This window comes from Paenarthrobacter sp. TRD_SC_7, from assembly GCF_056156245.1.
On sequence record NZ_CM149587.1, the window covers coordinates 679,509 to 691,590 of the forward strand.

At 61.5% G+C, this 12,082-nt stretch carries 12 protein-coding genes; 6 read left to right on the top strand and 6 right to left on the bottom strand.

The genetic code is table 11. From position 1 onward, the window contains the following. Window positions 1-5 precede the first annotated feature (5 nt). The 5 genes from AC0J5Z_RS03420 to purB all read right to left on the bottom strand — a co-directional run bounded on the left by AC0J5Z_RS03420 (window position 6) and on the right by purB (window position 3,950). Window positions 6-383 carry a nuclear transport factor 2 family protein gene (locus tag AC0J5Z_RS03420; RefSeq protein ID WP_475037451.1) on the bottom strand — a complete coding sequence of 126 codons (378 nt, stop codon included), beginning with the start codon at window positions 381-383 and terminating at the stop codon, window positions 6-8. 125 nt (window positions 384-508) lie between these two features. Next, window positions 509-943, bottom strand: a complete 435-nt coding sequence (locus tag AC0J5Z_RS03425) for an acyl-CoA thioesterase (RefSeq protein WP_475037452.1) — start codon at window positions 941-943, stop codon at window positions 509-511. A 53-nt stretch (window positions 944-996) separates the two neighbouring features. Then, entirely contained in the window at window positions 997-1,500 is a 504-nt protein-coding gene (locus AC0J5Z_RS03430) for a GNAT family N-acetyltransferase (protein ID WP_475037453.1), read from the bottom strand. A 232-nt stretch (window positions 1,501-1,732) separates the two neighbouring features. Then, window positions 1,733-2,395 (bottom strand): histidine phosphatase family protein, encoded by a 663-nt coding sequence (locus AC0J5Z_RS03435; protein WP_475037454.1) that lies wholly within the window; start codon window positions 2,393-2,395, stop codon window positions 1,733-1,735. Between the two features lie 148 nt (window positions 2,396-2,543). Beyond that, window positions 2,544-3,950, bottom strand: coding sequence for an adenylosuccinate lyase (gene purB / locus AC0J5Z_RS03440; RefSeq protein WP_475037455.1), 1,407 nt, complete (start codon window positions 3,948-3,950; stop codon window positions 2,544-2,546). Window positions 3,951-4,429: 479 nt separating this feature from the next. Between purB and AC0J5Z_RS03445 the strand changes: the two genes are divergently transcribed. Then, complete coding sequence (locus AC0J5Z_RS03445; protein ID WP_475037456.1) at window positions 4,430-5,770, top strand: hypothetical protein; 1,341 nt, start codon at window positions 4,430-4,432, stop codon at window positions 5,768-5,770. A 34-nt stretch (window positions 5,771-5,804) separates the two neighbouring features. On the opposite strand, the gene AC0J5Z_RS03450 is transcribed toward AC0J5Z_RS03445, so the two are convergent. Next, on the bottom strand, window positions 5,805-6,233 hold the full coding sequence (locus tag AC0J5Z_RS03450; RefSeq protein WP_475037457.1) for a phage holin family protein: 429 nt from the start codon (window positions 6,231-6,233) through the stop codon (window positions 5,805-5,807). Between the two features lie 72 nt (window positions 6,234-6,305). On the opposite strand from AC0J5Z_RS03450, the gene AC0J5Z_RS03455 reads away from it, so the two are divergent. The 5 genes from AC0J5Z_RS03455 (at window position 6,306) to AC0J5Z_RS03475 (ending at window position 12,081) form a co-directional block, all read left to right on the top strand. Next, window positions 6,306-7,424 carry a histidinol-phosphate transaminase gene (locus AC0J5Z_RS03455; protein ID WP_475037458.1) on the top strand — a complete coding sequence of 373 codons (1,119 nt, stop codon included), beginning with the start codon at window positions 6,306-6,308 and terminating at the stop codon, window positions 7,422-7,424. Between the two features lie 152 nt (window positions 7,425-7,576). Continuing rightward, the gene (gene pdhA / locus AC0J5Z_RS03460; RefSeq protein ID WP_475037459.1) at window positions 7,577-8,770 is read left to right on the top strand and encodes a pyruvate dehydrogenase (acetyl-transferring) E1 component subunit alpha; all 1,194 of its coding nucleotides are present in this window, start codon (window positions 7,577-7,579) and stop codon (window positions 8,768-8,770) included. Beyond that, window positions 8,770-9,750, top strand: a complete 981-nt coding sequence (locus AC0J5Z_RS03465) for an alpha-ketoacid dehydrogenase subunit beta (protein WP_062072602.1) — start codon at window positions 8,770-8,772, stop codon at window positions 9,748-9,750. The genes pdhA and AC0J5Z_RS03465 overlap by 1 nt, the downstream gene beginning before the upstream one ends. A gap of 71 nt (window positions 9,751-9,821) precedes the next feature. Continuing rightward, on the top strand, window positions 9,822-11,405 hold the full coding sequence (locus AC0J5Z_RS03470; RefSeq protein ID WP_475037460.1) for a dihydrolipoamide acetyltransferase family protein: 1,584 nt from the start codon (window positions 9,822-9,824) through the stop codon (window positions 11,403-11,405). A 76-nt stretch (window positions 11,406-11,481) separates the two neighbouring features. Continuing rightward, entirely contained in the window at window positions 11,482-12,081 is a 600-nt protein-coding gene (locus AC0J5Z_RS03475; RefSeq protein ID WP_475039520.1) for a phosphatase PAP2 family protein, read from the top strand. Window position 12,082: the final 1 nt, after the last annotated feature.

Here is a 12,082-nt window from a genome sequence, read left to right on the forward strand (position 1 = left end):
GCCAGTTAGTTGGGTTGGTCCGACGAGTTCTTGCGGGCCATGTACCACTCCGTGAATTCGCGGGCGCGGCCGTCCTCGGCGAAACGGATCACCCAGAGGTTATCGTAGGTGGGCTCGCCGTTCAGGTATGTGGTCAGGCCTTGGACGAACGCGGTGTCACCATCCTCGCCCAGCAGCGTCCACTCGAAGGTCCAGTCCTCGGGTTTGTCCCCGGCGTCGGCCCACGCTTTGACGATCTCTTCGTGGCCGTTCCATCGTTTTTCAGTGTTCGGCCGATCGGAATAGACGGCATCTTCGGTAAACAGGGCACGGATATCGTCGGGCTCACTCGAGGTCCACGCGCGTACGTATTGATCCATCCAAGAGTTCACGTCGTTGGTCATTTATCCGTTTTACCTTCCGTGGCTCTGGGGTTCAACGGTGATGCGCAGGGTTTGCCCAACGTTTTCGCCTGGTTGGTGGGCTGGTCAGGCGCCGCCACCCACAGGAACGCACGACGGCGGCAGGTTCAGTCCTCGTCCAAGGTCGCCGTGAGGTGGTGCGTAGGGATTCTGTCGCGGTCGTAAGTGATCTCCGTGTAGCCGTGCGGCTGGGGGCGGCCATCGGCGCCGAGGTTCACGAAGACGATTTCCTCGATAGTCAGGATCGCCTCCCGGGTGATCATATTGCGGACCTCTGCCCGCATTGTCAGGGACGTGCGCCCGAAGCGTTTTGCTGTCAGGCCCATCTCCACCAGGTCACCCTGAACAGCGGAGCTTACGAAGTTGATCTCGGAAATGTACTTGGTGACGGCACGGCCGTTGCCCAATTGGAGGATGGCGTAGATCGCGGCCTCTTCATCGATCCACTTCAGCAGGCTGCCACCAAAGAGTGTGCCGTTGGCGTTAAGGTCCTCAGGCCGCACCCATTTACGGGTGCGAAAGGTGATGTCTGCTTTTTCCATAATCCGAGATTATCGAACTGACGTAACGTTCGCTCGATGTTGCGGCTAATGCCCTAGGCCATGGCCGTGTGCGAGGCACTGTGTGAATCGATCCGTTTTGAATAGCAATACGATTCACTGGCGCCGACGTACGGACCGAAGTTCGGCACGGCGGCGAAGCCTGCGCTCTCGTAAAAGCTTCGACCGTCCGACTGGGCAGAGCCGGCCTCAGCTGCGATCACACTGAACCCGTGGGAATGAGCCTGCGCTTCGAGCGCTGCGAGGATGGAGCTCGCGACGCCCGAACCCCGGGCGTAGGGGACCACATAAAGCCGCTTGATCTCGGCGGTCTTCTCATCCAGCATCCTCAAACCGCCGCATCCCAGGGGCTGGCCCGAACATTTCTCGTAGGCCACCACAAAGACGGCTGTGTCCGCTTCCGTCGGCGGGGGTCCGGGCTCATGGTCCGTGGTTCCGAACCGGGTATCGAGCTCTGCCTGCTGTGCGGCGCGGAGGTCTGCGCCCACGGGGTTCGCCCATGTGACCTGCCGGATGTTGAGTCGCGGGTTGGTCTGCATCTGTGCCTCAATTCGCCAATTCGGGGAGGTGTTTATGCGTCTTAAGCCTACGGAGCGGTGGTTACCGCGGTGTTTCCTGCGCGTAAGCGTCGGGAGAAATGCTGGCCGTTCCCGCGTTGTGGGGCCTGCTCTGCGCCCTCCCGAGTAGGTTTGGCGCGCAAAGCAGGCCCCGCAACGTCCCGGAGCCCTGCAACACCCCAAAATCGCACCCGGCTGAATGGGCCAAGCTGGATCACGGCTGAAGCGCCTCGCCGGTGGGGTCCTCCGCGGTTTGGTCTGCCAGCGCCATCCCTCCAACAGGAATCTGGTCCCAATGAAGCACCCGCCATCCGCTTTCGGGGTCGCCTTCCAGTGCCACGATCCCGGTGTTCGGGAGTTGATGTGTTTCGGCGAACACGGTGTCGATGTCCGTTGCCCTGCGCCCGGCCCAGCAACGGATCGCGGCACCGTGGCTGACGATCGCCGCCGTCGAGTACCCCGCTGCGGCAACCTTTTCCACCGAAGCATCAAACCTGGCGAAGAAGTGGTGCCCACTGAACGCTCCCGGCATGCGCGCATCCAAGTCGCCGTCTGTCCAAGCGAAGACCGTGCTCATGTAGCGGAGGTGGGATTCGTGGTCGGTTTTCTTCTCCAGCGCACCGGCCTCGATCTCATGGACGCCATCCAGTATTTTCGGCTCCAATCCTGTGGCCTTCGCCAGGGGCGCGGCGGTCCGCTGGGTGCGCAGCAACGTGGAGGTGTACAGGGCTTCGATGGTTTCGTCAGCCAAGGCCTCCGGCAAGGCCGCCGCCTGCTGTTCGCCGAGCTCGGTCAGCCCCGGTCCCGGGAACGCTGTATCCAATTGGCCTGCGACGTTGCCGGGTGTCTGTCCGTGCCTGATTAACAGGAGCTTCATGAGCGCTCCGCTCCTTACGTCGTAGCTGTTCCGGGATTCTCGGGTGAGGGGACGCGATTCTGTTCACCAGCTTAAACGCCGACGGCGGACCGAGGCACCCAGCCCCCGTCCGCCGTCGTCGAGTGTTTTGTACTACTGCAGGTGGTCCTTACTGCAGGTGGTCCACCAGTTTCTCGGCGATGCCCGTGTACTTGCCCGGGGTCAGGGCGAGCAGGCGAGCTTCGGCGTCCGCGGAAAGGCCAAGACCCTGAACAAATTCCTGCATGCGGGCACCGTCCACGCGCTGGCCGCGGGTGAGGTCCTTAAGGCGTTCGTACGGGTTTTCCATGCCTTCGACGCCAGCGATGGCTTCGGCGCGCATGACCATCTGGATGGCTTCGCCCAGGACTTCCCAGTTGGTGTTGAGGTCGCCGGCAAGGACTTCCTCTGCGACATCGAGGGCCTTCAAACCCTTGGCCACGTTGGAGATCGCGAGCAGTGAGTGGCCGAAGGCGACACCGATATTGCGCTGCGAGGACGAGTCCGTCAGGTCGCGCTGCCAGCGGGAGGTAACCAGTGTGGCACCCAGGGTATCCAGGAGGCCGTTGGAGATTTCCAGGTTGGCTTCGGCGTTCTCAAAGCGGATCGGGTTGACCTTGTGCGGCATGGTGGAGGAACCCGTTGCCCCGGCAACCGGAATCTGGCGGAAGTAGCCGATGGAGATGTAGCTCCAGATGTCCGTGCAGACGTTGTGCAGGATGCGGTTGAAGCGTGCGATATCGGCGTAAAGCTCGGCCTGCCAGTCGTGGCTCTCGATCTGCGTGGTGAGCGGGTTCCAGGTGAGACCCAGGCCTTCCACGAACGTCTTGGCGACGGCTTCCCAGTCAGCACTCGGGACGGAAGCGACGTGCGCTGCGTAGGTGCCGGTGGCCCCGTTGATCTTGCCGAGGTACTCGGTCTTGGCAATGCGCGCCAGCTGGCGGTTCAAACGGTGCGCAATGACAGCAAGTTCCTTGCCCAGTGTCGTGGGCGTAGCCGGCTGGCCGTGCGTGCGGGACAGCATGGGCACCGAGCGGTTTGCTTCCGCCATGGCCTCGATCTGCTTCACGAGGGCGGTGGCGTTAGGCAGCCACACATCCTCCACGGCACCCTTGATACCAACAGCGTAGGAGAGGTTGTTGATGTCCTCGGACGTGCACCCGAAGTGCACCATGGCGGTGAGGTTCTCGATGCCAATGGCCGGCAGGCGACGGCCGATGTAGTACTCAACAGCCTTGACGTCGTGGACCGTGACGGCTTCGATCTCGGCGAGTTCGTTGACGGATGCGGCATCGAAATCAGTAACGATGGCGCGCAGCTGTGCGATCTGCTCGTCGGTCAGCGGCCCAGCGCCGGGCAGTACGGACTGGCTGGTCAGGTGGATGAGCCACTCAACTTCAACGTGAACGCGATCGCGGTTAAGTGCGGCCTCGGACAAGTAGTCGACGAGGGGCGCGACGGCGGCGCGGTAGCGGCCGTCAAGAGCGCCGAGGGCGAGGGGTTCGGAAGCGAGGGAAACGCGGAGGGATTCAGCCATGAGGCCTATTCTTTCATGCTCCACGCAGGGGTCGGGAGTCGATGCCAGGCCTATGTGGACGGCTGATCCGGTTATCCACATAGCCGACGGCGGCGCTTCCGTCTGCTTTTGCCGGTCCGTAGCGTCGTGTCTATCGATCAACAGAACGACCACTGGAGTATTCCCACATGAGCGTCGGCTTGATGCCTGCAGCCAACCCACCCACTTTTGATCCCATGGAGTGCGCTTCCCGAAGCCACGAAGTCCAGAGGCTTGCATGGCGAATGCAAACTTGCGTAGACCAAGCGGACACGGTTCTTACATCCCTGCGGAGAGCGCAGGTGGACGATTGGCTTTCTCCCGCGGGACGCGCCTACCGGACAACCATTGCCCTGCACGCTTCAGCACTGATGCGAGCACGTGAGTCTCTTGAAGCCGCAGTGGCCACAGTGCTTCGTCATTCGCAAAACGTTTCCGTCTCAGGTGAAGGGGGTCCGTAAATGACAGATGCAGCCCCAGTCGGAGCCGGCGCAGCGCCACAGCCCTCTCCTCCAAGTGCCGACGGAATCCTCGAAATCAGGGGAGGGGTGGGAGGAATGTCCTTCCAGCTTGAGGAACTCCTAAGGGGTGCGCGCACGCTGGATGAACTGGTTCAACAGCTCCTCGGCATTGAAGAAGAGGCCCGTCAGGTTCAAGACTGCCTGGAACCCTTTCTCTACGATTCCTATGACACCGGCTGTAACGCCCTCAACGCTGTGGCCGAGAGCCGGAAGGAAGTGGGAAAAGTTCGCCAGGAGTTGGTGGAGATCAGTGGAAGTGTGCGGGCCAGCCATAGGGACTACGTGGAAGCGGAGGCCAAGAACGCTCTCCCGCGACTCCCGACCTTTGACGAGATGAGGCTGGCCTGGCCGCCCACCCGGGATATGAGCAACTACCTGGTGAGTGCAATTCTCCCATTTTGGACGAGTTCACGGGGCGTCGCTCACGGCGTCCTTGAATCGCCGCTCCGTCCGGACCTGCGGCCAAGACCCGTGAGTGTCGAAAGAGTGGACGAATCGGTGGGGGACGTGGATCCGTCCATGGCGGAAAGCCTCCGTCGTCTCGAGAGGCTCCACGCCCGCAACAACGGTGAGATCGAAGTCATTCGCTTTGACAACAACGGCTCTCCTTCATGGATGGTGCTGATCCCTGGAACCCAGCCTGTTTCACCCCCTAGCAATCCTTTCGATATCCAAGGAATAGGCGAAGCACTGGGCTACGACTCCGAAGAAGTTGTACCGGCTGTTGGCGCGGCACTCCGTGAAGCCGGGGCTGAGGCGGGCGATCAAGTGGTGGCAGTGGGACACAGTCAGGGAGGTGTCCACGCCATGAACCTCAGTCGGGACAAGGCGTTTCTCAGCGAATTCGATCTCAAGTATGTGCTGACGGCCGGGGCACCCGTCGGCGGCATCACCGCTGAGCCTGGCATCAGTTCACTCCATTTGGAACACGTCCAAGACTGGGTTCCAGGGGCAGAGGGCCGAATCAACGCCGATACAAAGGACAGGGTGACGGTCACACTGACCAATGAAGTCAAGACTCCCGAAGGGGAAGATCCCGGGATCGGCCCTGGACACGATCAGGAAAACTACGCTGCAGGAGCAGAGCTCGTTGAGGCAAGCCGTGACGAGTCACTCGCAGCATCGACTGCCGCGTTCGCGGGTGTTGTAGGGGTTGGCGGGGTTGCCAAAGTGACGCGGTTCAAGCTGGAAAGAGCGCCAGTCCGGGTACAACCATCGGCGGTACGTCCGGCTTCGCCGCCCACTGTCCAGGATACGAAGGTTGGAACTGCAACAAGGTAGCTCTCAACGCGGAGGGTATTCTCCGGCGAGCCAGCTAGCGCTTCCGGGCGCCCGGAATCAGGCCGGCCACCATGGAGATGATGCTGATGATGATCGAAGCCAGGATCGCTGTCCAGAAGAAGGAGTCGATGGTGAGGTGCACTGGAGTGAACGTGCTTAGCCACGCCGTCAGATACAGCATCGCTGCGTTGATCACGATCGTGAACAGGCCAAGCGTCAGGATGGTCACTGGGAGAGATAACAGTCTGACTAAAGGCCGGACGAAAGCGTTCACCACTCCGAAGATCAGTCCGATGAACAGATACGCCAGAATAATGCCGGCGGCGTCTGCACCTTGGGTGAGTCCTGCGTTGGCGGCGGCAGACTCGGTGGCGCTTGTGGTGATATCCATGCCTTGCAGGAGCCACGTTGCAACCCACAGGGCAAGCCCGTTGATCAGCACACGAATGATGAATGAACCCATGGGCCCATGCTTTCACACGCAACTGTTAAAGAGCTCAGCGGTAGCCGTGGATGGACAAGTAGGCTTGGAGCCATGACTACTACTGACAACGCACCGGAGGGCGTACTCCCTCGTCCGGTCGTGGACAGGCTCCCCAAATATGCGGCTGGTAAACCCCCCGCTGCGATTGAGGGCCTCACCAGCTACAAATTGTCGTCCAACGAAAACCCTCTGCCTCCGATTCCTGCAGTGTTGCAGGCAATTGCGGACCAGACCGACATCAACCGCTACCCGGACCCGCTGGCCACAAAGCTGCGCAACGCCTTGGCTGGCTTCCTGGATGTTCCCGCTGACGATGTAGTCACCGGTGCCGGCAGCTTGGGGGCGCTGAACCAGATCCTGGCCACGTTCGCCGGGCAGAACGATGACGGTAAGCAGGACGAGGTGATCTACGCCTGGCGTTCCTTCGAGGCTTACCCCATCTGCGTCGGACTCGCTGGCGCAGCCAGTGTGCAGATCCCCCTGCTGTCGGACGGGCGCCACGACCTCGAGACCATGGCTGCTGCAGTCACAGTACGCACCAAGGTGATCCTCCTGTGCACGCCCAACAACCCCACCGGACCGATCCTCACGGCCGAGGAAACAGAACGCTTCATCCAGGCAGTGCCGTCCAACGTGGTGGTGGTCATCGATGAGGCCTACCAGGAATTTGTGCGGGACGCTGACGCTGTTGACGGCATCAAGCTCTACCGCAAATACCCCAATGTGGTGGTGCTGAGGACTTTCTCCAAGGCGCACGGCCTGGCCGGCCTGCGCGTTGGCTACAGCGTCTCCGGTCCCTTGCTTACTCAGCACCTTCGGGTGACGGCCACTCCCTTTGCCGTTTCCCAAATTGCGGAACGCGCCGCGGTTACCTCCATCGAGAATTTCGATCAGGTTGTGGAAAGGGTACAAAGCCTGGTGGATGAACGGGATCGCGTGACGGCCGGCCTGTGGGAGCTGGGCTGGTTCGTCCCCGAGGCTCAAGGCAACTTTGTTTGGTTGAATTTTGGCGAGCACAGCGCGGAGTTTGCTGCCTTGGCGGCCGAGCAGGCCCTGTCTGTGCGCGCCTTTGGAAATGAGGGTGTTCGGGTCAGCATCGGCGAGGTGGAAGCCAACACCCGGTTCTTGGATCTCTGTGCAGGTTATACAAAGGCTCCGCAAGGTTCCTAGCGGTTAACAAATGCGCCATCGATACTTACTGCCGATAAAGTAAGGGACGAAAGCCAAAATATATGCCCGTTCCGGAATGCATTCCGGAACGGGCATATATCCCAGCGACAGAACATTGCCCGGCGCCTCGCCACGGCAAGCAAGGAGACGGAATGGGCTCGACACAACTGCCCCCCGGGACGGAAGAAACTCTCGCGGCAACCACCGCGGCAGCAGCCGCGCCAGGCGAACCAGTGGAAATGGTGCAGTTGCTCGGACCCGACGGGAAACTGGGATCCGATCCTGTCTTCTCGGACTACGCCAAGCGGATTGATCCGGAGAAGCTCCGTGTTTTCTACACTGACATGGCAAGAATCCGCCGCTTTGACCAGGAAGCGACTGCACTGCAGCGCCAAGGCGAGCTTGCCTTGTGGGTGCCGCTGACCGGTCAGGAAGCCGCGCAGATAGGTTCGGGCCACGCAAGCCAGTCCCAGGACTACATCTTCCCCACTTACCGCGAACACGGTGTGGCGTTGGTCCGCAACGTGGACCTTGCCGAGTTGCTCAAGCAGTTCCGTGGTGTATCCAATGGTGGCTGGGATCCGCGGGAGAATAACTTCCACCTGTACACGTTGGTGCTCGCAGCCCAGACGCTCCACGCTGTTGGTTATGCCATGGGTATCCAAAGGGACCAGAAGCTCGCAGCGGCCACTGACTCCACAGATCCGAAGGCCGCGGTCATCGCTTACTTTGGTGATGGCGCCAGCTCCGAAGGCGATGTCCACGAATCCATGGTGTTCGCTGCTTCTTACAACGCCCCCGTTGTGTTCTTCTGCCAGAACAACCATTGGGCTATTTCCGTACCCACGGAAGTCCAGACCAAGGTTCCGCTGGCCAACCGTGCCAAAGGCTACGGTTTCCCGGGAATCCGTGTGGACGGCAACGACGTCATCGCCGTCCATGCCGTCACGGAGTGGGCACTCGAGCATGCCCGCGAGGGCCGGGGCCCCGTGCTCATCGAGGCCTATACCTATCGAGTCGGCGCGCACACCACTGCCGATGACCCCACCAAGTACCGGGAATCTGCCGAAGAAGCTGCCTGGCGCGAGAAGGATCCGCTGGACCGCTTGGAGAAGTACCTGCGCACCGAAGGGCTCGCAGATGAAGCGTTCTTCGATCAGGTCAAGGCCGACGGCGATGAGCTCGCGAAATACGTCCGCAGCACAACACATGGCCTTGAGGTCCCGGATATCCGCGAAGCCTTCGCCAATGTCTACGCCGAACAACACCCGCTGATTGCGGAGGAATTGGCTTGGTTTGAGGAATACTCGGCCGGCTTCGAAAGCGACCAGGAGGCAGCTAACTGATGGCAACAATGACCATTGCGAAGGCCATCAATGAGGGTCTCCGGGCATCGCTGACGAACAACCCCAAGTCCCTGCTGATGGGCGAGGACATCGGACATCTGGGCGGTGTGTACCGTGTCACCGATGGGCTCATCAAGGAGTTCGGCGACGAACGGGTCGTTGACACCCCCTTGGCCGAGTCCGGCATCGTCGGAACCGCTATTGGCCTGGCGCTTCGCGGATACTCGCCGGTGTGCGAGATCCAGTTCGACGGCTTTGTCTACCCCGCCTTCAACCAGATCACCACCCAGTTGGCCAAGATCCACTCCCGCAGCCTCGGCAAGTTGACCGTTCCAGTGGTTATCCGCATTCCATACGGCGGCGGCATCGGCTCCATCGAGCACCACTCCGAGTCCCCTGAAGCGCTGTTCGCCCACACCGCGGGCCTGCGCATCATTTCGCCTTCCAACGCCCATGACGCCTATTGGATGATCCAGAAGGCCATTGAGTGCCAGGACCCCGTCATCTTCTTCGAACCCAAGCGCCGTTACTGGCTCAAGGGTGAGGTGGACGTCGAGAATGCCGGCCTTTCTGAGGACCCCTTCAAGGCGCACGTTGTCCGTGAAGGCACGGATGCAACGATTGTGGCCTATGGCCCGCTAGTGCCGGTTGCGCTGGCGGCCGCAAATGCTGCAACTGAGGACGGGCGGAGCATTGAAGTTATCGACCTCCGCTCCATCTCGCCTCTCGACTTTGACACCGTGGAAGCATCGGTCAAGAAGACGGGCCGCCTGATCGTAGCCCACGAGGCCCCCACCTTTGGTGGCATCGGCGGCGAGATCGCTGCGCGCATCAGCGAGCGGGCATTCCTGCATCTGGAGGCACCCGTCATCCGTGTTGGCGGGTTCCATATGCCGTACCCCGTTGCCAAGGTGGAAGAGGACTACTTGCCGGACATCGACAAGATCCTCGAGGCGCTCGACCGCTCCTTGTCTTACTAAACCGCCGTCCTACTAAACCGCCCTGATCCAGCCCGGCCTCGCTGCCGGGTGACCGGAAATCGAGGACCACTGTGACTGTAAAGAAATTCAACCTGCCGGACGTTGGCGAAGGCCTGACCGAGGCCGAGGTAGTGGCTTGGAAGGTCAAGCCGGGCGACGTTGTTGCCATCAACGATGTCTTGTGCGAGATCGAGACCGCCAAGTCGCTCGTTGAGCTCCCTTCGCCTTTCGCGGGCACTGTCACGGAGCTGCTGGTTGAGGAAGGCATCACGGTTGAGGTCGGCACGGCAATCATCGCTGTTTCGGAAGGCCAGGAGGGTGATGCAGCGCCTGTGACGCCAGCTGCAACTGAGGCGCCCGCCGTCGAGATGCCCCTCTATGGCAAGCTGCCCGCCGACGACGGCGACGACAACCGTCCGGCCGGCGGTCCGCTGGTCGGTTCGGGACCCAAGGCCGACGCCGTCAAGCGTCGCGCACGCAAACGCCCGGCTGGGGCATCGGTTGAAGCAGCGACAGTCGCCGAAAATGCCGAAGGCACCGTCCAGGACCACCAGGCGGTAGTGAAAGCCAAAGCGGCCGAATCCCCGGTTTCACACCGCACGACGGCGCCCCCCGCCGCCGTCGCACGTGTCACCCAAGCGCCTGTCACCCAGGCGCCTGTCACCCAGGCGCAACCCGCCGCGCCCGAAACTTCAGCGCCGCAGGCTGCGGCCTCTCGGGGTGCAGCTATCAGCGGAACCATCAGCGGCCTGGTGAACAAGGTTCTGGCAAAGCCTCCCGTGCGCAAATTCGCCCGGGACCTCGGCATCGATCTCGCGGACGTCGTAGCTACCGGCCAGCGGGGTGAAGTGACCCGTGAAGATCTGGTGAGCTACCAGGCCCAGCGGGATGCCGAACATGACCAAGCGGACAGTTTCTGGGGTGCGTCGAAGAAGCCGCAGGATCAGCGTGTGGAGCGGACGCCGGTCAAGGGTGTACGCAAGGCGACCGCCAAGGCCATGGTGGATTCAGCTTTTTCGGCTCCCCACGTCAGCATTTTCGTGGACGTGGATGCCAGCCGCACCATGGAGTTCGTCAAGCGGCTGAAGGCCTCCCGCGACTTCGAAGGCATCAAGGTTTCGCCGCTGCTCATCCTTGCCAAGGCAGTGATCTGGGCCGCCGCCCGCAACCCCAGCGTCAACGCCACCTGGGTAGATAATGCCGACGGAAAGGGTGGCGCGGAGATCCAGGTGAAGCACTACATGAACCTCGGGATTGCAGCCGCAACCCCGCGCGGCCTCATGGTCCCCAACATCAAGGACGCCCAAGATCTTTCCCTCAAGGAATTGGCCCTAGCCCTCAACGAGTTGGCCACCAAGGCCCGGGCAGGCAAGACGCAGCCGGCTGAGATGCAGGGTGGAAGCCTGACCATCACTAACATCGGCGCACTCGGTATTGATACTGGAACGCCCATTATCAACCCCGGCGAAGTAGCCATTATTGCGTTCGGAACCATCAAGCAAAAGCCGTGGGTCCTGGACGGCGAAGTCATCCCTCGCTGGATCACCACACTCGGCGGTTCCTTCGATCACCGCGTGGTGGACGGGGATCTGTCCGCGCGCTTCATGGCGGATGTTGCATCCATTCTTGAAGAACCGGCACTGCTGCTTGACTGACCAGAAAGCCGGCCCCGGCGCTGGCCGTGGCGTCGAGACAATAAGCGAGGAACCCGGCCACGTACGCCCACAGTTGGTGACAGGGCCGTGGCGCACGGTTGCACGCGCGCTGACGGAAGTTTTTCAGCCGCCGTTAGTTGTTACGGTCCTCCTGCTGATCAGCCCGGCCATTGAGCCCGGGTTTCCGGGGACCATGTGGTTCGGGCTGCTCGCGGCGATTTTCGTCTGCGTCTTGCCGCTGGCGTATGTGCTGGTGATGGTGAAGCTGGGCAGGGTCACGGATCACCATGTCAGCGACCGACGCCAGCGGCCCGCGTTGCTACTGATGGCGTTGGCGTCAGTGGTGGTTGGCCTGCTCGTGCTGCAGTTGCTTAGCGGTCCGGTGAGTGTCACGGTGATGATCATCGCGCTCATAGGAGGCATCGGGGTACTGGCCATAGTCAGCGCGTTCTGGAAAATGAGCGGGCATGCTTCGGCCCTTGCTGCGGCCGCCGTCATTGCCGTCATGATGTTCGGGCCGGCGTGGCTCCCTTTGCTGCTGCTCGTACCTGCAGTTGGCTGGTCCCGTCTGGTCCTGCGTGCCCATACGCTGGGCCAGGTTATTGCTGGCTCGTTGTTTGGTGGCATTGTGATTGCCGGCCTGTGGTGGCTGCTGCGAGAGTGGATGCTCGCGTAGC

Coding starts and splice junctions, on each gene's coding strand:
- AC0J5Z_RS03420 (WP_475037451.1), bottom strand. CDS start 383: ATGACCAACGACGTGAACTCTTGGATGGATCAATACGTACGCGCGTGG.
- AC0J5Z_RS03425 (WP_475037452.1), bottom strand. CDS start 943: ATGGAAAAAGCAGACATCACCTTTCGCACCCGTAAATGGGTGCGGCCT.
- AC0J5Z_RS03430 (WP_475037453.1), bottom strand. CDS start 1,500: ATGCAGACCAACCCGCGACTCAACATCCGGCAGGTCACATGGGCGAAC.
- AC0J5Z_RS03435 (WP_475037454.1), bottom strand. CDS start 2,395: ATGAAGCTCCTGTTAATCAGGCACGGACAGACACCCGGCAACGTCGCA.
- purB (WP_475037455.1), bottom strand. CDS start 3,950: ATGGCTGAATCCCTCCGCGTTTCCCTCGCTTCCGAACCCCTCGCCCTC.
- AC0J5Z_RS03445 (WP_475037456.1), top strand. CDS start 4,430: ATGACAGATGCAGCCCCAGTCGGAGCCGGCGCAGCGCCACAGCCCTCT.
- AC0J5Z_RS03450 (WP_475037457.1), bottom strand. CDS start 6,233: ATGGGTTCATTCATCATTCGTGTGCTGATCAACGGGCTTGCCCTGTGG.
- AC0J5Z_RS03455 (WP_475037458.1), top strand. CDS start 6,306: ATGACTACTACTGACAACGCACCGGAGGGCGTACTCCCTCGTCCGGTC.
- pdhA (WP_475037459.1), top strand. CDS start 7,577: ATGGGCTCGACACAACTGCCCCCCGGGACGGAAGAAACTCTCGCGGCA.
- AC0J5Z_RS03465 (WP_062072602.1), top strand. CDS start 8,770: ATGGCAACAATGACCATTGCGAAGGCCATCAATGAGGGTCTCCGGGCA.